This window comes from Caballeronia cordobensis (assembly GCF_001544575.2).
Classification (GTDB): Bacteria; Pseudomonadota; Gammaproteobacteria; order Burkholderiales; family Burkholderiaceae; genus Caballeronia; species Caballeronia cordobensis.
On record NZ_FCNY02000003.1, the window covers coordinates 40,469 to 63,800 of the forward strand.

Here is a 23,332-nt window from a genome sequence, read left to right on the forward strand (position 1 = left end):
AATATCATTCAGCGCGAGGGGCGAGGGCGGCTACGGAATGCTCGGCGCGCACGCGGCGGTTCGAGATCAGCAGCACGGCAATGGCCGCGACGACGCCCGGAATTGCGAAGACGAGGAAGTTGAAGCCGATCGAGAACTGCTGGCTCAGCAAGTAACCGCCGAGCGCCGGACCCGCGACCGCGCCGAACCGCCCCGCGGCGGCGGCCCAGCCTACGCCGGTCGATCGAATGCCCGCCGGATAGAGCTGCGCGGCGAACGCATGCACGATGCACAGGGTTCCGATGGTCGTTGCACCGGCGGCCATCAGCAGGATGTTCAGCACGAGCGGCGATTGCCTGTAACCCAGCAGGCCGATGGAAACGGCCGCCACCGCGAAGAACAGGATCAGCGTGGGTTTGCCGCCGTGCCGGTCCGCCAGCCATCCGCTGAAGAGCCCGCCGATCACCGCGCCGATATTCAGGGTAATCAGGAACGTGAGGCTGGAGCCCAGCGAATAGCCGTTCGCGGCCATCAGCTTGGGCAGCCACGTATTGAGGCCGTACACCATCAACATGCACATGCCGAATGCGATCCAGAGCAGGACCGTATCGACTGCGCGGCCATGCGAAAAAAGCTCGGCGGCGCGCATGCGGGGCTGCGCGTGACCCAGGTCGTCGCTCATACCCGCGAGGCTCGCAGCGGTGCCTTGATAATCGGGTGCATAGCGGCGCAACAGCGGTTCGGCTTCGGCGTGACGCCTTTGCGCGATCAGATAGCTCAGCGATTCCGGCAGCCACTTGAAAAAGACCGGGAAAAACAGCAGCGGAATGCCGGCGATCAGAAAATTGGCGCGCCATCCGAAGGCCGGCGTGATCGCCTTGCCCGACAGCGCCGCGATGACGCCGCCCACGGAAAAGAAGCTGAGCATGATCGTCACCATGATGTTGCGCTTGCTGCGCGGCGACATTTCCGTCATCAGCGCGACGATGTTCGGAACCATGCCGCCCAGACCGACGCCGGTCAGGAAGCGGCATAGCGTGAATTCGGTCGTGTTGGTGCAGAAGGCGTTGCCGAAGGCCGCGACGCCGAACACGACGAGGCAGAGCAGAATGATGCGCCGGCGGCCGAACCGGTCGGATGAACTGCCGAGCGTCAATGCGCCGACCATCATGCCGAAAAGCGCGCTGCTGCCGATGAATCCCGCGGTGACGGGCGAAAGCTGCCAGTCGTGCATCAGCTGAGGCAGAATCGATCCGTAGATCACGAGATCGTAGCCATCGAAGAGCATCAGCATGGAGCACCAGAACATGACCATGAGATGACGGGAATTGAGGCGCGTGTCGTACAGCGCATCGCCAGCGGCGGCGTTACGTTCCATCTTCTTGTCTCCAAAGAAATAATCGATTGCGCTCTGACCGGCGCATCATTAGCATAACGAAATAGTTTTGATAAGAACGGCGCGATGGCCATTCATGCAGTCAGACCATAAAGCGGCTGACTTCGTCTTCGCGCCAGCGAATGCCCGCGCCCGGTTCATCGCCGATGAGCGCGTGGCCGTCTTTGAACCGGAGCACCGGGTCGAGAATCGGTCCGGCGAGATCCATGCGTTCGAGGTAATGCGCGGTAGGCGTCACCGCGAGCAGATGCGCACTGAATTCCTGGAAGATATGGCTGGACATCGGCAAGCCGTGCTGTTCGGCGAGCGCGCTCGCCTTGAGCCAGCCCGTCACGCCGCCGATCTTCATGACATCCGGCATGCAGAGATCGCAAGCCTGACTGTCGATCGCCTTTTGCATGTCTTCGGGGCCGAACCAGTTCTCGCCGATCTGCACCGGAATGCGCAGCGCCTCGCGTATCGATGCGTGGCCGGCATAGTCATGCTGCAGCGTAGGCTCCTCGATCCACGCGATGCCTTCCGCCTCCAATGCGCGGCCGCGGCGCTTGCCTTCCGCCACGGACAAGCCCTGGTTATAGTCGACCATCAGTTCGACAGCGTCGCCCGTCGCTTGCCTGATTGCGCGAATCACCGCGATATCGTGTTCCAGCGTCGCATAGCCCGCTTTCGTCTTGATCGCCCTGAAGCCGGCTTCGACGGCGTCGCGCGCCCGCTTCGTGCCGAGCTCCACGTCGTCCATGCCGTGGCTGTCGTAGGCGGGAAGGGGGCGTGCCGTGCCGCCGAGCAACGCGACGAGCGGCAGCCGGTGCGCCTTGGCTTTCGCATCCCACGCGGCCATGTCGATGCCGGCGGTCGCGATGCGCACGAGGCCCGTATGTCCAAGCAAGCGGAACCGCGCGTTCAGCGTCCGGTCGATGTCGAACGGCGCGAGCGGCAGGCCGTTCACGACGGCGCCGAGTTCATCGATCATGCGTTGAACAGGCTTCAGCGCAAGCGGCGTGTACGTGAACACGTAGGCATGACCTGTCACGTTCGCGTCGGTCAGCAAGTCGATGAGCACGAGCGGCGCCGTGGCGATCGTGCCCGACGCGGTCTTGAGCGTGTATTGCAAGGGCACGTTGACTGCGCGCGTGCGCAATCCGGTGATTTTGATGTCGTCCATGTCTCCCACCTTGTTATATCGATTCGGCAATGGCGTTGGAATGCGCCGCGTCGTTTCGGCGGCCGCCGCGCCGGATGAAGTCGTCATTCAATTGCTGCACGGATGCGCACCCGATCTGCGCGAGTGTCGTGTCGATCTCCTTCTTCAGCATGTCGAGCACGGCATCGACGCCGGCTTCGCCATCGGCGGCCAGTCCATAGAGCGTGGCGCGGCCCAGTAGCACGGCGCGCGCGCCCAGCGCGATCGCCTTGACGATGTCCGAGCCACGACGAATGCCGCTATCGATCAACACGGGCGCGCCGGCGTTTCTCGCAGTATCGGCCAGAATCGTGAGCGGTGCGATTGCGCTGTCGAGCTGCCGCGCGCCGTGATTGGACAGAATCACGCCATCCGCGCCGAGCGCGATGCAGCGCCGCGCGTCGTCTACGCGGCTGATGCCTTTGATCAGCAGCGTATGCGGCCAGAGATCGCGCAGCCATGTCAGATCGTCCCACGCGAAGCTCGCATCCATTTGACGGCTCATCAGTGCGGCCTGCAATTCGGCGTCTTGCACATCCTGGCTTGCGAAGTTCGCCAGTTGCGGCATGCCGTTCCTGAGAAGATCGAGCGACCAGCGCGGATGCAGCAGGCCATCGACGAAGGTCTTTGCCGAATAGCGCATCGGCAGGCCGAAGCCGTTTCGCAGATCGCGTTCGCGTTTGCCGTTCACGGCGACGTCGGTCGTGAGGATCAGCGTCGTATAACCCGCGCTCAGCGCGCGCCTGACCAGCAGTTCCGCGAGCTTGCGATGGACCACATAGAGCTGAAACCACAGTTCGCCGGTTGCGGCTTTCGCGACCGCTTCGATCGAAGACGTTGACGCGGTCGACAGCGCAAACGGAATGCCGAAGTTGCCTGCCGCGCGCGCAAGCGCCAGATCGCCATTGGGCCAGAAGATGCCGTTCAGGCCTGTCGGGCCGACGATCATGGGTGCGGCCATCGGCTTTCCGAAGACGCTCGTGTGGAGCGTGCGCGTGCTGACGTCCACGAGCCGGCGCGGCTGAAACCGGATTTGCCCGTAGACATCCCGATTGTGACGCAGGCCGGTTTCGTCCTCGGCGCCGCCTTCGAGGTAATCGAACACGATCTTCGGAAGCCGCGCCTTTGCGCGGGCGCGGAAATCCGCGACGTTCACGAGCTTTTTCATGGCCGTTCAGGCTCGCGTTTCCACTTCGATCAGCACGGGCTTGTTGCCATCGAGCGCGCGGCGCAGCGCGGCGGTCAGCGACGCGCCGGAGTCCGCGTGCAGCGCCTCGACGCCATAGCCGCGCGCAAGCGAGCAGAAGTCGATTCCCGGCACGTCGAGACCCGGCACGCCGTCAGCGTGCAGCACGCCGGCAAACCAGCGCAATGCACCATACGTGCCGTTCTTCATGATGATGAAGATCGCGGGAATGTCGTAGTGCGCCGCTGTCCACAAGGCCTGGATGCCGTAATTTGCGGAGCCGTCGCCGATCACGCCGATCACGCGCCGCTCAGGCTTCGCCAGTTGAATGCCGACCGCGGCGGGCAGCGCGAAGCCGAGTCCGCCGGCGGCCGCGAAGTAATAGCTTCCCTGTTCCGTCATGCGCAGGCGCTGCCACATCAGGTTGGTGGTTGATGTCGATTCGTTCACGTAGATCGCATCGCGCGGCGCCATGTCGTCGAGGATATCGAACACGCGTTCCGGCGCGAGCGGTCCGGCTTCTTCCGGCGCGGGGCCGGGGCGGCGGCGTGGCGCGGGCATCGCGCGGTTAGCGCTCGAAACGGCGCGGCTCAGTGCTTCGAGCGTCGAGGCGATATCGGCGACGAGGGCGTCGCCCATCGGCGCGCGCGTGGCCTCGTTGATATCGCAGGTAATGGCGATGAGACGCGCGCCCGGTGGCAGGAATTCGCCCGGTTCGTACTGGTGATAGCGAAACACCGGCGCGCCGACGACCAGCACGAGATCATGACCTTCCAGCAATCCGCTGATGCTGGCGATGCCCGCGGGCAACAAGCCCTGAAAGCAGGGATGCGTCGTCGGAAAGGCGCAACGCGGCGCGGATGGCGCCATCCACACCGGCATGGCGAGCTTCTCGGCGATAGCGACTGCGAAGTCGTTGGCGGCGCTGGCATCGACGTCGGGGCCGAGAATCATCACGGGATGCTTCGCCTGTTCGAGTTCGCGCGCAAGCGATTCGATGGCCGAAGCCGATGGCAGTCCCGCGACCCCGACGCGCCGGCCGGCGAGATGATCGACGCCCGAAGCGGCCTGCTGCTTCCAGTCGTCGTAGGGAACCGACAGATAGACCGGACCCTTCGCGCCCGTGCCCGCCGTATGAATCGCGCGGCTGAGCGCGAGCGGCACGTCTTGCGCGCATGCCGGCTCGCAACTCCATTTCACGAGCGGACGCGGCAGCGTCGTGGCATCGACATTGGCGAGCAGGGCTTCGACGCCGACCATCGCGCGAACCTGCTGGCCCGCGGTGACGACGAGCGGCGTGTGGGAGTTCCATGCATTCGCTAGCGCGCCCATCGCATTGCCGGTGCCTGCCGCCGAATGCAGGTTCACGAGCGTCGTGCGGCCGCTTGCCTGCGCGTAGCCATCGGCCATGCCGACGACAGCGCCTTCATGCAAACCGAGGATATAGCGGAAATCGCCCGGGAAATCGTTCAGGAAGGGCAGTTCGTTCGAGCCGGGATTGCCGAAGAACGTGGTCAATCCCTGAGTGCGGAGAATGTCGTAGCAAGCTTGATGGATCGTCTTCATGGCCTGGGTTCCTATCTGTGCATCCATCGTATGAGCACGGATCGAATAAGACCAATCATCGTTTTTTCGTTCTTATAATAGAGACCGTCTATATGAGTGAAAACCATGAGCACGGATCTCAATCTGATAAGAACGTTCGTCGCGATCTACGAGACGAAGAGCGTCAGTGCCGCGGCCAAACGTCTGAGCATCACGCAGCCTTCGGTGAGTTACTCGCTGACGCGATTGAGAGATCTTCTGCACGATCCGCTCTTCACGCGCACGCGCGACGGCATGGTGCCCACTTTCAACGCCACGCAGCTCTTCAACGCATTCAAGCAGTCGCTGGATAGCATTGAAGCGGCCATTGCCGCGACCCGGAAGTTCGATCCCACGCGCTCGGAACGCTCGTTCCGGCTCGCGCTATCCGATCTGGGCGAACTGCATTTCCTGCCGCATCTCCTACGCGAATTCCAGTCGGTTGCTCCTTCGATCGGACTCGAAGTCGTGCAGATCGACAGCGAATCGATCGCGCAATGGCTGCAAACCGGTTATGTCGATGCCGCCGTCGGCAATCTGCAATTCGTCGGCGGGCAGGTCAGGAAATCGGCGCTTTTCAGCGAAAGTTATTCGTGTCTTCTCAGTGCCTCGCATCCGGCTATCGGGAATAACCTCAGTCTCGAAGACTATGTCGCCGCCAGTCATGTCGTCGTCGCGCCGTTCACGGGGCATCATCTCGTCGAAGACGTGATGAGCGAGATGGGGCTGAGCCGGAAAATCGTCCTGCGCGTGCCGCATTTCACGAGCCTGTTCTCGGCGATCGCATCGACGGATCTGCTGCTCACGCTGCCAACGCGCATCGCGAGCGCGTTCGCGGAAGAGGGCAGGTTGCGCGTGCTTCCGCTTCCCTTTCCCACGCCGCCTTTCGAAGTCAATCTTTACTGGTATCCGCACGCGGAGGATACCGCCGCGCAGCAATGGCTTTGCGACACGATCAAGCGCACGCTGAGCGACGTCTGATGCGCATGTCCGCGCCCTTTCATTCCCGCAAGGTATAGCCGGACACCAATTCGGTATTGGACGCTGCATATCGGCTCGAATATTCTGAGCCCGCTAGCAGATCGCACCCTCAACGCAGTTCCGTCAACGCAGAAAAGACATCAGATCAGGCACGCCTCGCCGCATTGCTTATGCGGCGAGCGAAAACACGCGCGTGCAGCGAACGCAGAAAAACCGTCGAATCAGTCCAAAAACAAAATCGCGGCAATTAATCGAGTATTTAAAGTCAAGGAGACATCATGCGTCAGATCGACGTTCAAAAGCTATGCGACGAAGCCAGGTTCAGGAAATTTCATTTGCTGCTTCTATTCTGGTGCGCGCTCATCATTATTTTCGATGGCTATGATCTTGCCGTCGTCGGAATCGCATTGCCGTCGATCATGAGCGATATGGGCGTTCAGGCGACCAGCGCCGGATTCATGGTGAGCTCCGCCTTGCTCGGCATGATGATCGGTGCGGTGTTTCTCGGCACGATCGCCGATAAGATCGGCCGCGTGCCCGCGATCGTGATCTGCCTTCTGCTCTTCAGCGTCTTCACCGCGGCGGCGGGCTTCACGAAAGATCCGCTGACCTTCGGCATTGCGCGTTTCCTTGCGGGGCTGGGAATCGGCGGCGTCATGCCGAACGTGGTCGCGCAAATGACCGAGTATTCGCCGCGCAAGATCCGCAGCACGATGGTGACGCTGATGTTCAGCGGCTATTCCGTCGGCGGCATGCTCGCGGCGCTCGTCGGCAAGGCGATGATCGTGCGTTACGGCTGGCAATCCGTCTTTATCGCGGCGGGGCTGCCCGCGCTGCTCGCGCCCGTGATCCTCAAGTACATGCCCGAGTCGCTCGGTTTTCTCGTGCGCAATGGCCGCAGCGAGACGCTGGCGAAGATCCTTCCGCGCATCGAACCGGCCTACGTGCCGCAACAAGCCGATAGCTTCTCGCTGTCCGAACGGGAACCGGCGCCTGGCTCGACGTCTGGCTCGACCATCGGCAGACTGTTCGCGGAAGGCCGCGGCATGAGCACCGTGATGCTGTGGATCGCGTTCTTCATGTGCCTCTTCATGGTCTACGCGTTGAGCTCGTGGCTGACGAAACTCATGGCAGGCGCGGGACACAGCCTCGGTTCGGCGCTCACGTTCGTGCTGGTGCTCAACTTCGGCGCGATGATCGGCGCGATCGGCGGCGGATGGCTCGCCGACCGCTTCAACATCAAATACGTGCTGATCGCGATGTATGCGCTCGCGGCCGTTTCCATCAGCCTGCTCGGCGTGAAGGTTCCGGTGGGCGTCTTGTTCTTCCTCGTCGGGCTCGCCGGCGCGTCGACCATCGGCACGCAGATCGTCACGTATGCCTTCGCGGGACAGTTCTATCCGACGGCGATTCGCTCGACCGGTATTGGCTGGGCATCGGGCGTCGGGCGCAGCGGGGCGATTCTCGCGCCTATCGTGATCGGCTTTCTCGTTGCCAAGGCACTGCCGCTTCAGCAGAACTTCGTCGCTATCGCGATTCCGGGTGTTATCGCGATGCTTGCGGTTTGCCTGATCAACGTGCGCCGGCCGCGACAGGACCACAGGGTCGTGGCTGCGCCGAAAGCCGATTTGGCGTGATTATTCCTGCCGGGTCTTCGGTTGCCGCGGCGACCGAGGCTCGGCGGGCGCGCCGCGTTGCGTCGGCGCTCTCGTGCAGGCATCCGGCGGCGTGACATACGGCACGTCGTCGCAACAGCACGCATAGACCGGAAAGCCGTAGGCATTCGTGCGGATGATGGTCGTCGGCCCGTGCAGCGGGCACACCGCTTTCATGGCGCCTCCTGAAACTCGCTGATCGACGCTTTCCATCGTACACGCCGAAGACCGGTTAAGCATGCCAGGCGAGGCCGCATTGATCTGTGTCAATACGGACGAGTGCGCCATCGCGGAGACTGAAGGGATATCTTTCGTTCGTTCAAACCCGTGCAACATCGCTCATGAGGTCCGGCATGAACATCAAGTTCCCGAGTCAGACGCCCATCTATCAAGGCGATGTCCCTTCGCTCACGTTCGCGGCGGTTGCCGATGGCGAGCACGTCGAGTGCACCATTTCCGCCGAGGCGCTGGAAGATCACTTCGGCGCCGCGTCGTGGCGTGAGGAAGATTTGCAGCTTGCGTTCGAAAGCCATCGATCGTCGATCGAAGGCGCGGCCGAGCACTTGCTCAAACGGGTTGGAGGGACATCGGTCATGCTGCGCAGCGGGTTCTTCCGGTTTCGCGAAGCACGCGGCCATGCCTCGCCGGGCACGGCCTGATTCTCAATGCGCGTTATGCAACGCTCGGTGCGTTGCAACTCTTTTGCAGCGTCAACTGAAACGGCGGCAAGGGCAATTCGTCGCCGTCGAGAAACGCGGTCGCGCAGCGAACCGCGAAACCGAGCGCGCCGTCCTTGCTCGCGAACGCGCCCAGGTTCCCGAGCGAGGTGGCATGCCCGTCCTCTTCGAGTATCGAAGCGGTCGCGACGAAAGCATTGCCCACACGGGTGGCAGAGGGCTGAAAAGCCGCTCCCCGATGATAAATAATCATAGATTCGACTCGCCGGAAAGGATGGAAGGCGCGAGCGGCGCGCGGCTGCTCGCAATCGAGATGAAGCGTGCTAGCGAATGCTCGCGCCGTCAGCGTGGCGCGGGGTTCTGCCCAGACTGCCGATGATCGATTTCAGCCATGCCATAAGCGAATGCGTAGCGTACGGCGCCGGTCGCACTCGCGAATTCGCCGAGCATGCCGCTTGCGCGGCGCGTGCCGCTCGGATCTCGAACGACGAGCATCGCCGCGTATCTGTCTTCTTCCAATACGGCGGTCGCGCTCAGTAGATGTCCTTTATAGACGACATCATTGGGTTCGGTCATGCGTTCTCTCAGGTTCTCTAATATTTTTCGCAGGCCGCAGCACGGCAGATAGTGCCGAATTCCGCAACGCTGCCTACATTCCGTAAGAAGAAGCGTAACCGTTCAACTTTTGTTGTCTTACCCGATTTAAGCTTTTTTACTTTTTTTCGGTGCTCGTTTAAGTAAGACGGTTTTATAGTCAGACTGTATTGCTCCGCAACGCAGTCACGATGCGGGATATCGATCGCGTCGCCAGCATAAATAGCGTGCCGGAGAGGCCGAGATCGGGCCGGCTCATTAATTCCGTCAGATAGAGCGACGACAGGGCGACGAGCGGGTGATACATCACTTGCGCGGTCAGGCGTTTCATCGGTCTCACCTTGCTGAATTCCGGGCAAGACCAAAATGAAGCTGCGATGTCGCAAGCGGTCCCGTCCTGCGGTGTAATGTGCCTTTCAGGGTGCTTGACCGTCTTGCCCGCGCGTCGGCGCTGATTGCCCGATCGTCCGCCTTTTTCCGGCGCCGCCGAAACTTACAGGTAAAAGCAACGCGCGCTTGCTTGTAAGCTTCATACGAATACACACTCGCTGCCGACCATTCCGACAAAGCCTAGCTCTCCACCGACGAATGTTTTCCGATTTAAGCCGTCGCAGACAATAATCGCGTTGCACCGGGCTCGCCCCTCCAGGAACGGAGATCCGCACATGAAAGGGCATTTGACGATTGGCGTGTTTGCAGTTGCGATTGCAGCGATCATCGGTGGATGCAGCGGAGGCAGTTCCAGCTCCGATACGGCCGCGCAGTCGGGCGCCGCGCCCGCATCGGGGGCGTCGGGTGCGCCGGCGGCCTCGGGCCCGTCGTCGGCATCGAGCCCTTCGCCGGCGTCGTCGGGCGGCGCGGCGAGTGCGCCATCCGGCGCGAGCGCGCCCACGTCGAACACGCCGTCTGCATCGACTCCGGTGGACGTCACCACCTATCACAACGACATCGGCCGCACGGCGCAGCAGCTTGCCGAAACCCGGCTCACCATCGCCAACGTCAATCCGACGACCTTCGGCAAGCTCGGCTTTTATCCCGTCGATGGCGCCGTCGATGCGCAGCCGCTCTATCTCGCGAACGTGCCGATCGCGGGCGCCACGCATAACGTGCTATATGTCATGACCGAAAACGGGAGCGCGTATGCGTTCGACGCCGACACCGGCGCCGTGCTCTGGCGCGTCTCCGCGATGCTGCCGGGCGAAACGCCGAGCGACGACCATAGCTGCAATCAGACCACGCCGACCATCGGCATCACGTCGACGCCCGTCATCGATCGCGCGCGCGGGCCGAATGGCGCGATCTATCTCGTCGCCATGTCGAAGGACGCGGGCGGCGCGTATCACCAGCGCATTCACGCGCTCGACATCGCGACGGGCGCGCAGCTCTTCGGCGGTCCGACGGAAATCACCGGCTCGTATCCGGGCACCGGGTCGGGCAGCGTCAACGGCGTCGTGCCGTTCACGCCGGGCCAATATATCGAGCGCGCGTCGCTGCTGCTTCTGAACGGCATCGTGTACACGTCATGGAGCTCGCATTGCGACGTGCTGCCGTACACCGGCTGGGTGATGGGTTATAGCGCCGACACGCTGAAGCAGACCAGCATTCTCAACATCACGCCGAACGGCGAGATGGGCGGCATCTGGATGAGCGGCGCGGGTCTCGCATCGGACGGCACGTCGATCTATTTCCTCGACGGCAACGGCACGTTCGATCCGACCACCAACGCGCAGGACATGCCGATTCACAACGACTTCGGCAACGGCTTCCTCAAGGTCACGCCGACGCCGACGCTGCAAGTGACCGATTACTTCCAGCCGTCGGACACGGTCGTGCAGTCGAGCCAGGATCTCGATCTCGGCTCCGGCGGCGTGCTCGTGCTGCCCGACGTCACCGATATCAACGGCAACGTGCGGCATCTCGCGATAGGCGGCGGCAAGACGCGCGCGCTCTATATCGTGGATCGCGACAACATGGGCAAGTTCGATTCGAACGGCGACCACATCTATCAGGAGCTTTTCACGACGATCACCGGCCCGATGTTCAGCGCGCCCGCGTTCTACAACAACACGATCTATGTCGGACCGGCGGGCGATCATCTCAAGGCGCTGCCGGTCGTCAACGCGCGGGTGGCGACGGCCGCGTCGAGCCAGAGCACGAGCCCGGCGGGGAACTGGAGCTTCCCGGGCCTCGCGCCCGTGATCTCCGCGAACGGCAACACGAACGGCATCGTCTGGGGCGTGGAAAACGTGACGCCGGCCGTGCTGCATGCCTACGACGCCAGCAATCTCTTCGAGCTCTACAGCAGCAATTCGGCGGGCTCGCGCGATCAGTTCGGCGCGGGCAACAAGTTCGTCTCGCCGACGATCGCGAATGGCAAGGTGTTCGTCGGCACGAAGACCGGCGTGGCGGTATTCGGGCTGCTGTGACGCCGCGGTGTTCCGCGCGGAAAAGGTCCGGACCGATATAAGATCGCGGATTCTCGACCCGTGGAGCATTGCGATGCAACTGACCCGTCTTCTCGTTCCGACCTTCCTGCAGACGTTGAACAACCTCTCGGCGTGGCTCGACAAAGCCACGGCGCACGAAAGCGCGAAGAACGCGGATTTTCAGGCCGATGCGCTCATGTCGCTGCGCCTCGCGCCGGACATGTATCCGCTCGCGGCTCAAGTGCGTTTCGTGTGTTTTCAGTCGCAGGAGCCGGCGTACCGGCTGCGCGGAATCGAGGTGCCGCAGGCGCTCTTGAACGTGCGCGCGGAAGGGTGGAAGTCGAACGAGCAGCCGGGCTCGCTCGCCGACGCCCGCGCGCGTCTCGCGGATGCGATCGCGTTTCTCAGCGAACTGCCGGACGACGCGCTCGACGCGGGCGCCGACAGGCAAATTGCGCTGACGCTGCCGAACGGCGTGGTTTTCGACATGACCGGCGAGCAATACGCACGCGACTGGTCGCTGCCGCAGTTCTACTTTCACACCGTGACCGCCTACGGCATTTTGCGCAATCACGGCGTGCCGCTCGGCAAGCCGGATTACGTGTCGCACATGTTCGCGTATCTGCGGCCGGGGACGATGCCGCAGAACTGAAGCATCACGCGTTCGACATCACGCGGCGCTTCTCGTCGGCGCGTTCCTCGTTGCCGTGACGCAGGCGCGCGCTGCATACCGCCGCGATCAAAAGCGCCACCGCGAGACACACGAGCCCGTTCATCGCGCGGCCGGTCGTCTGCTCGATGATGCCCATCACCGTCGGGCCGACGAAGCCGCCGAGCAGGCCGCACGAATTGACGAGCCCGAGGCCGCCCGCGAGCGCGCTGCCCGAAAGCCGCGACGACGGAAACGTGAAGATGATCGACTGCACCACGAAGAACATCGAGGCGGACAGGCACACGCCCAGCAGCCCGATCGCGGGCGTCGACCATGCGGCGATCAGCATGCCCGAGGCCATGATGACGAGCCCGCCGATCAGCATGCGCCGGCTCTTCGACGAATCGCTCGCGAGACGCGGCAGCGTGGCGGCGCCGATGGCGGCGGCAACCCAAGGCGTCGCGGTGAGCAACCCGATGGTCAGCGGCGAGAAGTGTCCCGATGCACCGATGATGCCGGGCAGGAAAAAGATCACCGTGTAGATCGTCAGTTGATGGCAGAAGTAGACGAGAATCGCGAGCCACACCTGACGATCGCCGAGGACGCTGCGGAACGCGCCCGCGCCGTGGCCGCTGCCTTGCGAATCGTGCTCGGCGGCGAGGCGGCGCTCCAGCGCGACGGCTTCATCGCGCGAGAGCCACGGCGCGCTCGTCGGGCGATCGGGCAGCAGTTTCCAGACGACGAAGGCAAGCAGGATCGCGGGGAGGCCTTCGATCACGAAGAGCCATTGCCAGCCGTGAAAGCCGAGCAAGCCGTCGAGTTCGAGCAGCGCGCCGCCGAGCGGACCGCCGACGATATTCGCCACGCACACGCCGAGCAGGAAATAACCGGTTGCGCGGGCGCGTTCCTCACGGCCGAACCAGTACGTCAGATACAGCATCACGCCCGGAAAGAGGCCCGCTTCGGCCGCGCCGAGCAGCAGGCGCATCACGTAGAACGAGGTTTCGCCGGTGACGAAAGCCATCGCCACGGAGAGCGCGCCCCACGTCACCATGATGCGCGTGATCCAGAAACGCGCGCCGACCTTGTGCATGATCAGGTTGCTCGGAATCTCGAAGGCCGCGTAGGTCAGAAAGAACAGACCCGCGCCGAGTCCGTACGCGGCGGCGGAGATACCGAGATCGATGCTCATCGAATGCTTCGCGAGCGCGATGTTCGTGCGATCGAGAAAGCTGATCACATAGACGATCACCAGCAAGGGCATCAGCTTGCGCAGCATCAGGCTGTTGAGCGACGCGTGCTGCGCGGCGCTCGTCGTGTCGGGCTTGGACAAGATAAAGTCTCCGTAGGCGTTGTATTTCTAATGGCGTGATGAAGTGAGCGCGCCGCCTGCACGGCGCGCGCATGCGACGATCAGAAGTTCACGTTGTCGCCGCCCTTGAGCGACAACATCTGGCGCGCTTCGGCGGGCGTCGCGACTTCCAGAGACAAGCCTTCGATCACCTGCCGGATCTTGCGCACCTGCGCCGCGCTCGATTCGGCGAGTTCGCCCGGCCCGATCCACAGCGAGTCCTCCAGACCCACGCGCACGTTCGATCCTTGCGCAAGCCCGATCGAGCCGAGCGGAATCTGATTGCGGCCCGCGCCGAGAATCGACCAGACGTAGTCGTTGCCGAAGAGGCGGTCGGCCGTGCGCTTCATGTGCGCGAGATCTTCGGGATGCGCGCCGATGCCGCCGAGCAGGCCGAACACGCTCTGCACGAAGAACGGTCCCTTGACGAGTCCGCGATCGACGAAGTGCGCGAGGTTATACAGATGCGAGATGTCGTAGCACTCGAATTCGAAGCGCGTGCCGTTCGCCGAGCACGACGTCAGGATGTATTCGATATCCGCAAACGTGTTCTTGAAGACGAGATCGCGGCTCTTTTCCAGATGCTGGCGTTCCCAGTCGTGCTTCAGATCCTTGAAGCGATCGAGCATCGGATAGAGGCCGAAGTTCATCGAACCCATGTTCAGCGACGCCACTTCCGGCTGGAAGTGATGCGCGGGCTTCAGACGCTCCGCCACCGTCATGTGCGGGCTGCCGCCGGTCGTCAGATTGATAACGGCATCCGTTTGCGACTTGATGCGCGGCAGGAAGCGCTCGAACACGGCGGGTTCCTGCGTCGGGCGTCCGTCTTCGGGATCGCGCGCGTGCAAATGCAGGATCGCCGCGCCTTCCTTCGCCGCTGCGAGCGCGGCCTCGGCGATCTGGTCGGGCGTGACCGGCAGATACGGCGACATCGACGGCGTATGGATTGCGCCCGTCGGGGCGCACGTGATGATGACCTTGCGTTTCGTTGCCATGATGTCCTCTTTCTTCAAAGCGTTTCGACGTTGCCGCAGACGGAGAGCGCCTGCCCCGAGATCGCGCTGCCGGCGGGCGAGCTGAGATACAGCACGCTCGCGGCGACTTCCTCCTGCGTGACCATGCGGCGCAGCGAGATCTTCGCGAGATACTGCTTCTCCATTTCTTCGTAAGGAATCCCAAGTTGCTTGGCACGCGCGGCGATCACGCCTTCCATGCGCGGACCCTTGACGATGCCCGGCTGCACCGCATTCACGCGGATATTGTCGGGACCGAGCTCGATCGCGAGACTCTTCGCGAGCCCGACCACGGCCCACTTCGTCGCGGCATAAGGCGTGCGGAAGCCATAGCCGAGCCGTCCCGCCACCGACGACATGAACACGATCACGCCGCCATCGGTTGCCTCGCGCAGCATCGGCACGGCTTCGCGCGAGAAGTAATACTGGCTGTTCAGATTCACGTCGATGGTCTGTTCCCATTCGCCGGAATCGATCGCGTCGATGCCGCCCGTCGGTCCCGCGATGCCCGCGTTGTTGATCAGCACGTCGAGCCCGCCGAGTTCGCGCCGCACGTCTTCGAATACGCGCTTCACGTCGTCCTTGTTCGCGACGTCCGCGCGCGTGCCCGAGATGGCAGGCGACACCGTCGATGCCGCGTCGATGGCTTTCGCATCGACATCGCACACGTGCACGCGCGCGCCCGTCGAAACGAACGCCTTCGCGATGGCCAGGCCGATGCCCGATGCGCCGCCGGTGATCAGCACGCGCAAGCCCGGGCGCGGCGTGAGCAGTTTCATGAAATCCATCGTGCGACTCCTTTGTGGTTATGTTTGCGAAGGACGTGCACCGTCCTCGCTCAAGCGATTAGTCATGCTTATGATCGTGGCTGAAGGCGCGCCGCGCGCGCCTTCTCGTGTTCAGCTTTGCGCGTGACGCCTCGGTTCTTCGCGCTGCGATCGCAGGCGCGTTTCGAGGTCGCGGGCGGCGTCGCGGATATCCTTCGCGATGCCTTCGCGTGCCGCCGCGCCGTCGTGCTTCCACAGCGCATCGATGATCTGCCGGTGCGCCTGCATCGACACGCGCATGTGCGCGACATCGGGCGCGACCATGTTCAGGAACGGACCGATGCGCATCCACATGTTCTGAATCGTCGCGAGCGTCATCTCGCTCGCGCCGTGGCGGTAGATGCTCGTGTGGAACGCGAAGTTGCAGCGCAGATAGGCGCGCGCGTCGTCGGCTTCGACGTGGGCATCCATTTCATCGAAGATGCGCTGCACGGCCGCGACGTCGCCGTTCGTCATGCGCGCGGCGGCGCGTTCCGCGACGCAGCCTTCCAGCGCGATGCGCACGTCGCGCAGCTCTTCGAGCAACTCGGGCGTCATCGGCGGGACCATGAGACCGCGCGAGGGGCCGTCCACCAGGGCGCCTTCCGCGCGCAGCCGCGTGAGGGCGGCGCGCACCGGCATGGTCGAAAGCCCGACGGCTTCGGCCACGCCGCGCAGGCTCAACGGCTGACCCGCGGCGAAGCTGCCGCTCATGATCGCTTCGCGCAGTTGCTGATAAACCTTCGTCGCCATCGTCTCGGTGGCAATGACTTCGAGTTGCGGTATGGGTTGCGATGCGGATCGAGGCAAGACAGCATTCCCGTGTGTTGTTTGATCTGTGATCACAGTTTGATTTCCTCGACGCGTTAAGTCAATCCGCGCTGCCTAAGGGATAACCCTCGCGACGAACGTTCGAAGCGCCGCGGGCTTTTCATGGGCACAATGCTTGCGAATCGATCAGCCTGCCCGCCGATGAACATGCTTCCCGCCGACTCCGACGTGTCTCCCGCCCTCGAATGCCGCCGCCTGACGAAGACTTACAGCGGCGGGCGCATCGTGCTCGACGCGCTCGATTTCGCGCTCGGCGCGGGCGAGTTCGTCGCGATCATGGGCGATTCGGGCGTCGGCAAATCGACGCTGCTCAATCTGATCGCGGGCCTCGACACCGCCGACAGCGGCGAGGTGCTGATCGACGGCGCATCGATCTCTTCGCTCTCCGACGACGCCGCCACGCGCCTTCGCCGCCAGAAGCTCGGCTTCGTCTTTCAGGCGTTTCACGTTTTGCCGCACCTGACGCTGTATCAGAACGTCGCGGTGCCGCTGTTGCTGAACGGCATGCCCGCCGCGCCCGCGCGCGCGATGCTGGCTGCGGTCGGACTCGACGGGCGCGGCGACGACATGCCGCGCCAGCTTTCCGGCGGCGAGTTGCAGCGCGTGGCGATCGCGCGGGCACTGGTGCATCGGCCGCGTCTCCTGCTCGCCGACGAACCCACCGGCAATCTCGATCCGCAGACCGCGCATGAGGTGCTGGAACTGCTGCGCGCCGAAACGAAGGCGACGCGCGCCGCGACCGTGATGGTCACGCACTCCGAAGCCGCCGCCGCTTTCGCCGATCGCGTGCTGATTCTCGCCGATGGCGCGTTGCACGCCGCGGCGCTGACCCGATGAGCGCGATTACGCCCGCCCGCCGACCGCTCGACACCCTCACGCGCTGGCTGCTCGGCGCGCAATGGCGCAGCCATCGCGGACGCGCGCTCGTCGCGATGCTGACCATCGCGCTCGGCGTCGGCCTGGGCTACGCGGTGCAACTCATCAACGGCGCGGCCTTCAACGAGTTTTCCGCCGCCGCGCGCAGTCTCTCGGGGCAAGCGGACTTGCAGGTGCGCGGCGCGCAGCCGTTCATCGATGAAAACGTCTATCCGCGGCTCGCGACGCGCGCGGGCGTCGCGCTCGCGAGTCCGGTGCTCGAAGTCGACGTCGCCGTGCCCGGCAAGACCACGCCGCTCAAGGTGCTCGGCATCGACGTGTTCCGCGCGAAACGCATCGCGCCGGATCTGACCGGCGTGCCGTCGCCGGATGCGCCGCTCGACGCGCTCGATCAGGACGCGATCTTCCTCTCGCCCGCAGCGCTCGCGTGGCTCGGCGCGCGCGATGGCGCTTCGGTCGAACTGCAAAGCGGCACGTCGCCGGTACGCCTGCGCGTCGCGGGCGGCATTACGCGCACGCGCCCCGGCCAGCGCATCGCGGTCATGGACATTGCCGCCGCGCAGACCCATTTCCGGATGACGGGCAAGCTCTCGCGCGTCGATCTGCAACTGGCGCGCGGCGTCGATCGCGACGCGTTTCGCGAGACGCTGCAACGCGAACTGGGCGGCAGGCTCGTCGTCACCGGGACAAGCGATGTGGAAAGCCGCACGGATCGGCTCTCGCGGGCGTATCGCATCAATATGAACGTGCTGGCGCTGGTCGCGCTTTTCACCGGCGCGTTTCTCGTGTTTTCGACGCAGGCTGCGGGCGTCGTGCGCCGGCGTGCCCAATTCGCGATGCTGCGCGTGCTCGGCATGACGCGCGCGTCGCTGGTGCGCCAGATCATGCTCGAAGGCGCGCTGCTCGGCGTCGCGGGCGGCGTGCTCGGCATCGCGCTCGGTTTTGCCGTGGCGGCGTTCGCACTGCGCTTTTTCGGCAGCGATCTCGGCGGCGGCTATTTTCCGGGCGTCGAGCCGCGCGTCGCGTTCGAGCCGGTCGCGAGCGCGATCGTTCTTGCGCTCGGCATCGGCGTCGCGCTCGCGGGCACGCTCGTTCCCGCGCTCGAAGCGGCGCGCGCCCGCCCCGCGCCCGCGCTGAAAGCCGGCAGCGAAGAGGCCGCGCTCACGCCGCTCGGCAAGCCGTGGCCCGCGCTCGCGTGCCTCGCGGCGGGCGCCGCGCTGACGCAGGCGCCGCCCGTCTTCGATGCGCCCATCGCCGGTTACGTGGCCGTCGCGCTGCTGCTCGTCGGCGGCATTGCGCTGATGCCGCGCGTCACGGCCATCGTGTTCCGGCGCGCAGCGAAGCCGCGCAGCGCCGTTGCGACGCTCGCGCTCGCGCGGCTCGCGAATGCGCCGGGGCAGGCGTCGATCGCCATGGGCGGCGTGCTGTCGAGTTTCACGCTGATCGTCGCGATGGCGATCATGGTCACGAGCTTTCGCGTGTCGGTGGAAGACTGGCTCGCGCATCTGCTGTCAGCGGATCTCTATGTGCGCATGGCGTCGAGCGGCGACACGGGCGGCCTCGATCCGGAACAGCAGCGGCAGATTGCGGGCGCGAACGGCGTCGCCCATGCGGCGTTCACGCGCGCGTCGAAACTGACGCTCGATGCCGCGAAGCCGCCCGTCGCGCTGATCGCCCGCGAACTCGATGCCGCCGATCCCGGCGCGACGCTGCAAATGACCGGCGACGCGTTGCCGCCTTCGTCGTGGCGCGAAGGCGAGACGCCCGTGTGGGCCTCCGAGGCGATGGCCGATCTCTACGGGTATCGCGTCGGCGAGCGCGTGAGCCTGCCGGTGGGCGGGGCGGGCGAGCGCTTCGTCGTCGCGGGCATCTGGCGCGACTACGTGCGGCAGACGGGCGCGCTGCAGATGCGCATCGGCGATTACCGGCGGCTCACCGGCGACACGGCCGCGACCGATATCGCCATCACGTTGCGGGCGGGATCGAGCGCGGCGCAGGTCATCGGCGCGATCAGGGCGCTGCCCTTCGGCGGCGCGCTCGAATTTTCCGAGCCGGGCGAAATCCGCGCGCGCACGCTGACCATTTTCGACCGCAGCTTTGCCGTGACCTATCTGCTGGAAGCGGTGGCGATCGTGATCGGCCTCTTCGGCGTCGGCGCGACGTTCTCGATGCAGACGCTCGCGCGCTCGCGCGAATTCGGCATGCTGCGTCACGTCGGCGTGACGCGCGCGCAGATTCTCGCGCTGCTCGCGTCCGAAGCCGGATGGCTCACGCTGCTCGGCATCGCGATGGGCTGCGCGCTCGGCTTTGCGATCAGCCTGATTCTGGTGTTCGTCGTCAATCCGCAGTCGTTTCACTGGAGCATGTCGCTGCACATTCCGTGGACGATGATCGCCGTCATCGCGTGCGTGATGCTCGTGTCGTCCTGCGCGACGGCGGTGCTGTCGGGACGGCGCGCTGTGTCCGTGGATGCGGTGCTCGCCGTGCGGGAGGACTGGTGATGCGGACGTTGCTTCTGATGTTGCTGCTGTCGTCGATGAGCGCATTTGCCGATGAACCCGTTTTCGCGCCTGTCGTGCCTGGGCGCGCCATCGAGTGGCCGCGGGACAGCGGCGCGCACCCGGCGTATCGCACAGAATGGTGGTACGCGACGGGCTGGCTCGATACGCCCGATCATCGGCCGCTCGGCTTTCAGATCACGTTTTTTCGCTCGAATACTGGGAAGAAGGCGGATGCGAGTGCGTTCGATCCGTCGCAGTTGATCATCGCGCACGCGGCGTTGTCGGACCCGGCGCACGGACGCCTCGTTCACGATCAGAACGTCGCGCGGCAGGGCTTCGGCCTCGCGTACGCGAAAGACGGCAACACGGACGTGAAGCTTGACGCGTGGCGCATGACGCGCGCGGCGGACGGCAGCTATTCGGTGATCGCCGATGCGGCGGGATTCGCGCTTCATCTGACCTTCACGCCGACGCAGCCGCCGATGATGCAGGGCGACGGCGGCTATTCGCGCAAGGGTCCGGTGCCCGAGCAGGCGAGCTACTACTACAGCGAGCCGCAACTGAATGTGACGGGCAGCGTGACGCCGCCATCGACGAACAAGCGTGTCGATGTGACGGGCCGCGCGTGGCTCGATCACGAATGGTCGAGCACGCTGCTTTCGCCGGACGCCGCCGGCTGGGACTGGCTCGGCGCGAATCTCGACGACGGCTCCGCGCTGATGGTGTTCAAAGTCCGCAGCCGCGACGGGCGCGCGGTCTGGGCGCACGCCGCGCTGCGCGCGCCCGGTGGCGAGACGAAGCAGTTCGGCCCGGGCGAGGTCGAGTTCACGCCCGAGCGGCAATGGCGCTCGCCGCGCACGAACACGGTTTATCCGGTGGCGATGAACGTACGCGTCGGCGCAATGCGCTGGCGCTTAAGTCCGCTCATCGACGATCAGGAACTCGACTCGCGCGATTCGACCGGCGCGCTGTATTGGGAAGGCGCGGTGACGCTGGAGGGAGAGGGCGGGCGAGGGCGGGGTTATCTCGAACTGACGGGGTATGGGAAGGCGCTGGAGGTGGAGAAGCGGTGAGGCTCCCGAAAACGGCTTATGCGGGCTATCCCCTGACAATGCCCGCTAACATCGTACAAAAATATAAAAAGTGACAGCTTAAGTTTCACTTAAGAATCGTCTCATAGTCTCGACCCGACCCCGACAGACCTCGCCGCGCCCGATGCCGATCCGCCTCGATCCTCAGTTTTACCTGACGATAGGCCCATTTTCGCGGCAAATCGAGTAACGCGCGCTTGTCCGCCGCTCGCGGCCCGAACGCCGCGCCCATTATTCCCGACCGACGCGTACACCGCGCGCCGCTCGTCCGCGCTTTCCTCCCATGCCGTTTTTTCCCGCAACGGCCTTGCCCGGCAAGGCAGGCAGACTGCTTTTCACTTGCGCGATCGGTTCCGTATGCACCGTCGTGATCTGCAACGCGCTTCATCGTCCGCACGTGCCGTCCCTGGACAAGGACGACGCGCCCGCCGTCTCGCTCCGTCAACCGGCGGTTCCGGCGCCGGGGCAGTTCGTCGGGCCGCCGACACCCGTGCGCATCACCGAAAGCGCGACGGTCCATGAGACGTTCTCGGATACCGCGCAAAGTCTCGGCATCGATACGGACACGATCGCGACGCTCACCGAGGCGTTCGCCGGCAACGTCGATCTGCGGCGCGATCTGCGCCAGGGCGACACGCTGAGCGTCATCTACGACCGGCCTCAAAGCGAACCGCTCGCCGTGCGTCTCACGACGGGTTCGTCGTCGCACGACGTGTTCCTTTATCGCGATTCGAACGGCGAAACACGCTATTACTCGAAGGACGGCGACAGCACGAAACCCGCGTTCTCCCGCTATCCACTGGCTTTCACGCGCGTATCGTCGGACTTCTCGCTGCGACGGCTCGATCCGGTCACGCATCGCTGGCAGAGTCACGACGGCGTCGATCTCGCCGCGCCCAGCGGCACGCCCGTGCACGCGACGGCGCAGGGCACGGTGACCTTCGTCGGCAGGCAGACGGGCTACGGCAAGGTGGTCATGCTCGAAAACCCGCCGCCTTATTCGACCGTGTACGCGCATCTGTCGCGTTTCGCGAAGGGCATCCGCAATGGCGACACGGTGAAGCGCGGCCAGGTGATCGGCTATGTCGGCGAGACCGGCTGGGCGACGGGGCCGCATCTGCACTACGAAGTCCGTATCGGCGACATCGCGATGGACCCGCTCACGGTCGAATTGCCCGGCGACGATCGTCTGCACGGCGAGGAACGCCGGCGCTTCGCCAAGGAAGCGGAAAGTCTGAGCGCCGAACTCGCCGGTTGAAGCCTCACGCGTGTCAGGCGACGAGCCCGACCGCCTCGCGCTCGGCCGCCGAAACCCAGCGGCGCTTGCCCGCGCGCTTCGCTTCGTAGAGCGCGTTGTCCGCGTCGCGCAGGACGCCGTCGAGTTCGTCGTGATGATGGCCGAACATCGCAATGCCAATGCTCACGCCGATTTCGAGCGGCGCGGCGCCATCGGGTTGAAACGGCTTCGCGAGTTCGTGCACGATCAGGTCCGCGAGCACGAGCGGATCGGCGTGCGGCGGCGTGACGATCACGAATTCGTCGCCGCCGAGGCGCGCGACCAGCGAACCCTCGCCCGACAGATGCCGCAAGCGCCGCGCGACCAGCGCGAGCAGCGTGTCGCCGACTTCGTGGCCGTGGGCATCGTTGACGGCCTTGAAGCCGTCGAGGTCGAGATAAAGCAGCGCGGCGTGGACCGGCGCGCGTGAACGCACGGCCTGAAACAGACCCGCGCGGTTGAGCAGGCCGGTCAGCTCGTCGTGGCGCGCGCGGCGGTCGTTTTCCTGTTCGGCTTTCATCGTCGAGACGAGCATGCCGTTCAGGCGCCACGCGGCGGCGCTCATCGCGAAAAGATAAAAGGGAATCTGCAGCAGCGTGAGCCAGAGCGTCGGCTCGTCGGCCAGTATCGCGCCGAGGCAGCACGGTCCGAGCGACAGAAAGATCATCACCGCGACGAGACGCGGCGCGCCGAAATTGCGGAAGCAGATGCCGCCGACCATCGCGGCCGCCGAAAGAAAGGAGAGCGTCGCCGCGACCCAGTCGCCGGACAGCACCGAAACGAGCGCGCCGTATCCGACCGTTGCGCCCCAAAGCGGCGCGAGCAGCACGTAGGCATCCGTCAACGTGGACTTGCGCTCGCGGGCGCGGCGGCGCGCCACGACCAGCACGAAAAGCCGCGCGAGACATACGGCGATTTCGAGCGCGAGCCAGATGTGGAAGGCCGTCGTCGGATGCCGCCGAGCCAGCACCCATGCGACGGCGACCGTGTTCAGTACGCCGCCCGCGAAGATCGGCAGCGTGCCGAACAGGCTGCCGACCAGGGCGACGCGGATCGCGCGGGGGATATCGGCGCCCGCGTGCAGCAACCACGTCGCCGCACGTCCGCGCGGCAGGGTGAACACCTCAGTTTGATGATCCATGTTGGCTTTGAGCGGCGGCCCGGCGATGGCTGAAACCTTTCGGTAAAAGCCGGGCCTCACTTCGGATAACGGTCGTGCGCATCCGAACTTTAGCCGCGCTCCTCGAAGCACGTTTGCGGTGCAATCGGCATCGCAT

Annotated in this window: 22 protein-coding genes; 9 read left to right on the forward strand and 13 right to left on the reverse strand. The window is 64.5% G+C overall.

The window, feature by feature from the left end; translation table 11 throughout:
* Positions 1-4: 4 nt before the first annotated feature.
* The 4 genes from AWB70_RS06580 to mdlC form a co-directional block, all read right to left on the reverse strand.
* Positions 5-1,357: an MFS transporter gene (locus tag AWB70_RS06580; RefSeq protein ID WP_053571099.1), complete on the reverse strand. Its 1,353-nt coding sequence runs from the start codon at positions 1,355-1,357 to the stop codon at positions 5-7.
* Positions 1,358-1,457: 100 nt separating this feature from the next.
* On the reverse strand, positions 1,458-2,537 hold the full coding sequence (locus tag AWB70_RS06585; RefSeq protein WP_053571100.1) for an enolase C-terminal domain-like protein: 1,080 nt from the start codon (positions 2,535-2,537) through the stop codon (positions 1,458-1,460).
* Between the two features lie 13 nt (positions 2,538-2,550).
* On the reverse strand, positions 2,551-3,723 hold the full coding sequence (locus AWB70_RS06590) for an alpha-hydroxy-acid oxidizing protein (RefSeq protein WP_053571101.1): 1,173 nt from the start codon (positions 3,721-3,723) through the stop codon (positions 2,551-2,553).
* Positions 3,724-3,729: 6 nt separating this feature from the next.
* Positions 3,730-5,307, reverse strand: a complete 1,578-nt coding sequence (mdlC, locus tag AWB70_RS06595) for a benzoylformate decarboxylase (RefSeq protein ID WP_053571102.1) — start codon at positions 5,305-5,307, stop codon at positions 3,730-3,732.
* Between the two features lie 105 nt (positions 5,308-5,412).
* On the opposite strand from mdlC, the gene AWB70_RS06600 reads away from it, so the two are divergent.
* Positions 5,413-6,306 carry a LysR family transcriptional regulator gene (locus tag AWB70_RS06600; protein WP_053571103.1) on the forward strand — a complete coding sequence of 298 codons (894 nt, stop codon included), beginning with the start codon at positions 5,413-5,415 and terminating at the stop codon, positions 6,304-6,306.
* A gap of 278 nt (positions 6,307-6,584) precedes the next feature.
* Positions 6,585-7,943, forward strand: a complete 1,359-nt coding sequence (locus AWB70_RS06605) for an MFS transporter (protein ID WP_053571104.1) — start codon at positions 6,585-6,587, stop codon at positions 7,941-7,943.
* On the opposite strand, the gene AWB70_RS06610 is transcribed toward AWB70_RS06605, so the two are convergent.
* Positions 7,944-8,138, reverse strand: coding sequence for a hypothetical protein (locus tag AWB70_RS06610; RefSeq protein WP_053571105.1), 195 nt, complete (start codon positions 8,136-8,138; stop codon positions 7,944-7,946).
* A 176-nt stretch (positions 8,139-8,314) separates the two neighbouring features.
* On the opposite strand from AWB70_RS06610, the gene AWB70_RS06615 reads away from it, so the two are divergent.
* Positions 8,315-8,620, forward strand: a complete 306-nt coding sequence (locus tag AWB70_RS06615; protein WP_045459977.1) for a DUF1488 family protein — start codon at positions 8,315-8,317, stop codon at positions 8,618-8,620.
* A 13-nt stretch (positions 8,621-8,633) separates the two neighbouring features.
* Here the strand turns inward: AWB70_RS06615 and AWB70_RS06620 are convergent, their stop codons facing one another.
* The 3 genes from AWB70_RS06620 to AWB70_RS38685 all read right to left on the reverse strand — a co-directional run bounded on the left by AWB70_RS06620 (position 8,634) and on the right by AWB70_RS38685 (position 9,563).
* Positions 8,634-8,843 carry a hypothetical protein gene (locus AWB70_RS06620; protein WP_374730228.1) on the reverse strand — a complete coding sequence of 70 codons (210 nt, stop codon included), beginning with the start codon at positions 8,841-8,843 and terminating at the stop codon, positions 8,634-8,636.
* A gap of 137 nt (positions 8,844-8,980) precedes the next feature.
* Positions 8,981-9,214: a hypothetical protein gene (locus AWB70_RS06625; protein ID WP_045459982.1), complete on the reverse strand. Its 234-nt coding sequence runs from the start codon at positions 9,212-9,214 to the stop codon at positions 8,981-8,983.
* Between the two features lie 178 nt (positions 9,215-9,392).
* The gene (locus AWB70_RS38685) at positions 9,393-9,563 is read right to left on the reverse strand and encodes a hypothetical protein (RefSeq protein ID WP_159680186.1); all 171 of its coding nucleotides are present in this window, start codon (positions 9,561-9,563) and stop codon (positions 9,393-9,395) included.
* Positions 9,564-9,897: 334 nt separating this feature from the next.
* Here AWB70_RS38685 and AWB70_RS06630 point away from each other — a divergent pair, with 334 nt between their 5' ends.
* Both AWB70_RS06630 and AWB70_RS06635 read left to right on the forward strand, forming a co-directional pair.
* Positions 9,898-11,658 carry a PQQ-binding-like beta-propeller repeat protein gene (locus AWB70_RS06630; protein WP_053571106.1) on the forward strand — a complete coding sequence of 587 codons (1,761 nt, stop codon included), beginning with the start codon at positions 9,898-9,900 and terminating at the stop codon, positions 11,656-11,658.
* Between the two features lie 73 nt (positions 11,659-11,731).
* Positions 11,732-12,310: a DUF1993 domain-containing protein gene (locus AWB70_RS06635; protein WP_045459987.1), complete on the forward strand. Its 579-nt coding sequence runs from the start codon at positions 11,732-11,734 to the stop codon at positions 12,308-12,310.
* Between the two features lie 4 nt (positions 12,311-12,314).
* On the opposite strand, the gene AWB70_RS06640 is transcribed toward AWB70_RS06635, so the two are convergent.
* The 4 genes from AWB70_RS06640 to AWB70_RS06655 form a co-directional block, all read right to left on the reverse strand.
* Positions 12,315-13,589 carry an MFS transporter gene (locus AWB70_RS06640; protein WP_235024172.1) on the reverse strand — a complete coding sequence of 425 codons (1,275 nt, stop codon included), beginning with the start codon at positions 13,587-13,589 and terminating at the stop codon, positions 12,315-12,317.
* 134 nt (positions 13,590-13,723) lie between these two features.
* A complete protein-coding gene (gene kce / locus AWB70_RS06645; RefSeq protein ID WP_045459993.1) occupies positions 13,724-14,656 on the reverse strand; it encodes a 3,5-dioxohexanoate:acetyl-CoA acetone transferase in 933 nt (310 codons plus the stop codon).
* Positions 14,657-14,670: 14 nt separating this feature from the next.
* Positions 14,671-15,462, reverse strand: coding sequence for an SDR family oxidoreductase (locus AWB70_RS06650; protein WP_045459995.1), 792 nt, complete (start codon positions 15,460-15,462; stop codon positions 14,671-14,673).
* Between the two features lie 111 nt (positions 15,463-15,573).
* The gene (locus tag AWB70_RS06655) at positions 15,574-16,233 is read right to left on the reverse strand and encodes a GntR family transcriptional regulator (protein WP_053571107.1); all 660 of its coding nucleotides are present in this window, start codon (positions 16,231-16,233) and stop codon (positions 15,574-15,576) included.
* 225 nt (positions 16,234-16,458) lie between these two features.
* Here AWB70_RS06655 and AWB70_RS06660 point away from each other — a divergent pair, with 225 nt between their 5' ends.
* The 4 genes from AWB70_RS06660 (at position 16,459) to AWB70_RS06675 (ending at position 22,037) form a co-directional block, all read left to right on the forward strand.
* On the forward strand, positions 16,459-17,148 hold the full coding sequence (locus AWB70_RS06660; RefSeq protein WP_053572048.1) for an ABC transporter ATP-binding protein: 690 nt from the start codon (positions 16,459-16,461) through the stop codon (positions 17,146-17,148).
* Positions 17,145-19,688, forward strand: coding sequence for an FtsX-like permease family protein (locus AWB70_RS06665; protein WP_053571108.1), 2,544 nt, complete (start codon positions 17,145-17,147; stop codon positions 19,686-19,688). The genes AWB70_RS06660 and AWB70_RS06665 overlap by 4 nt, the downstream gene beginning before the upstream one ends.
* Positions 19,688-20,761 carry a lipocalin-like domain-containing protein gene (locus AWB70_RS06670; protein ID WP_053571109.1) on the forward strand — a complete coding sequence of 358 codons (1,074 nt, stop codon included), beginning with the start codon at positions 19,688-19,690 and terminating at the stop codon, positions 20,759-20,761. The genes AWB70_RS06665 and AWB70_RS06670 overlap by 1 nt, the downstream gene beginning before the upstream one ends.
* Positions 20,762-21,062: 301 nt before the next feature.
* The gene (locus AWB70_RS06675) at positions 21,063-22,037 is read left to right on the forward strand and encodes a peptidoglycan DD-metalloendopeptidase family protein (RefSeq protein WP_235024152.1); all 975 of its coding nucleotides are present in this window, start codon (positions 21,063-21,065) and stop codon (positions 22,035-22,037) included.
* A gap of 13 nt (positions 22,038-22,050) precedes the next feature.
* Here the strand turns inward: AWB70_RS06675 and AWB70_RS06680 are convergent, their stop codons facing one another.
* A complete protein-coding gene (locus AWB70_RS06680; protein WP_053571110.1) occupies positions 22,051-23,196 on the reverse strand; it encodes a GGDEF domain-containing protein in 1,146 nt (381 codons plus the stop codon).
* Positions 23,197-23,332: the final 136 nt, after the last annotated feature.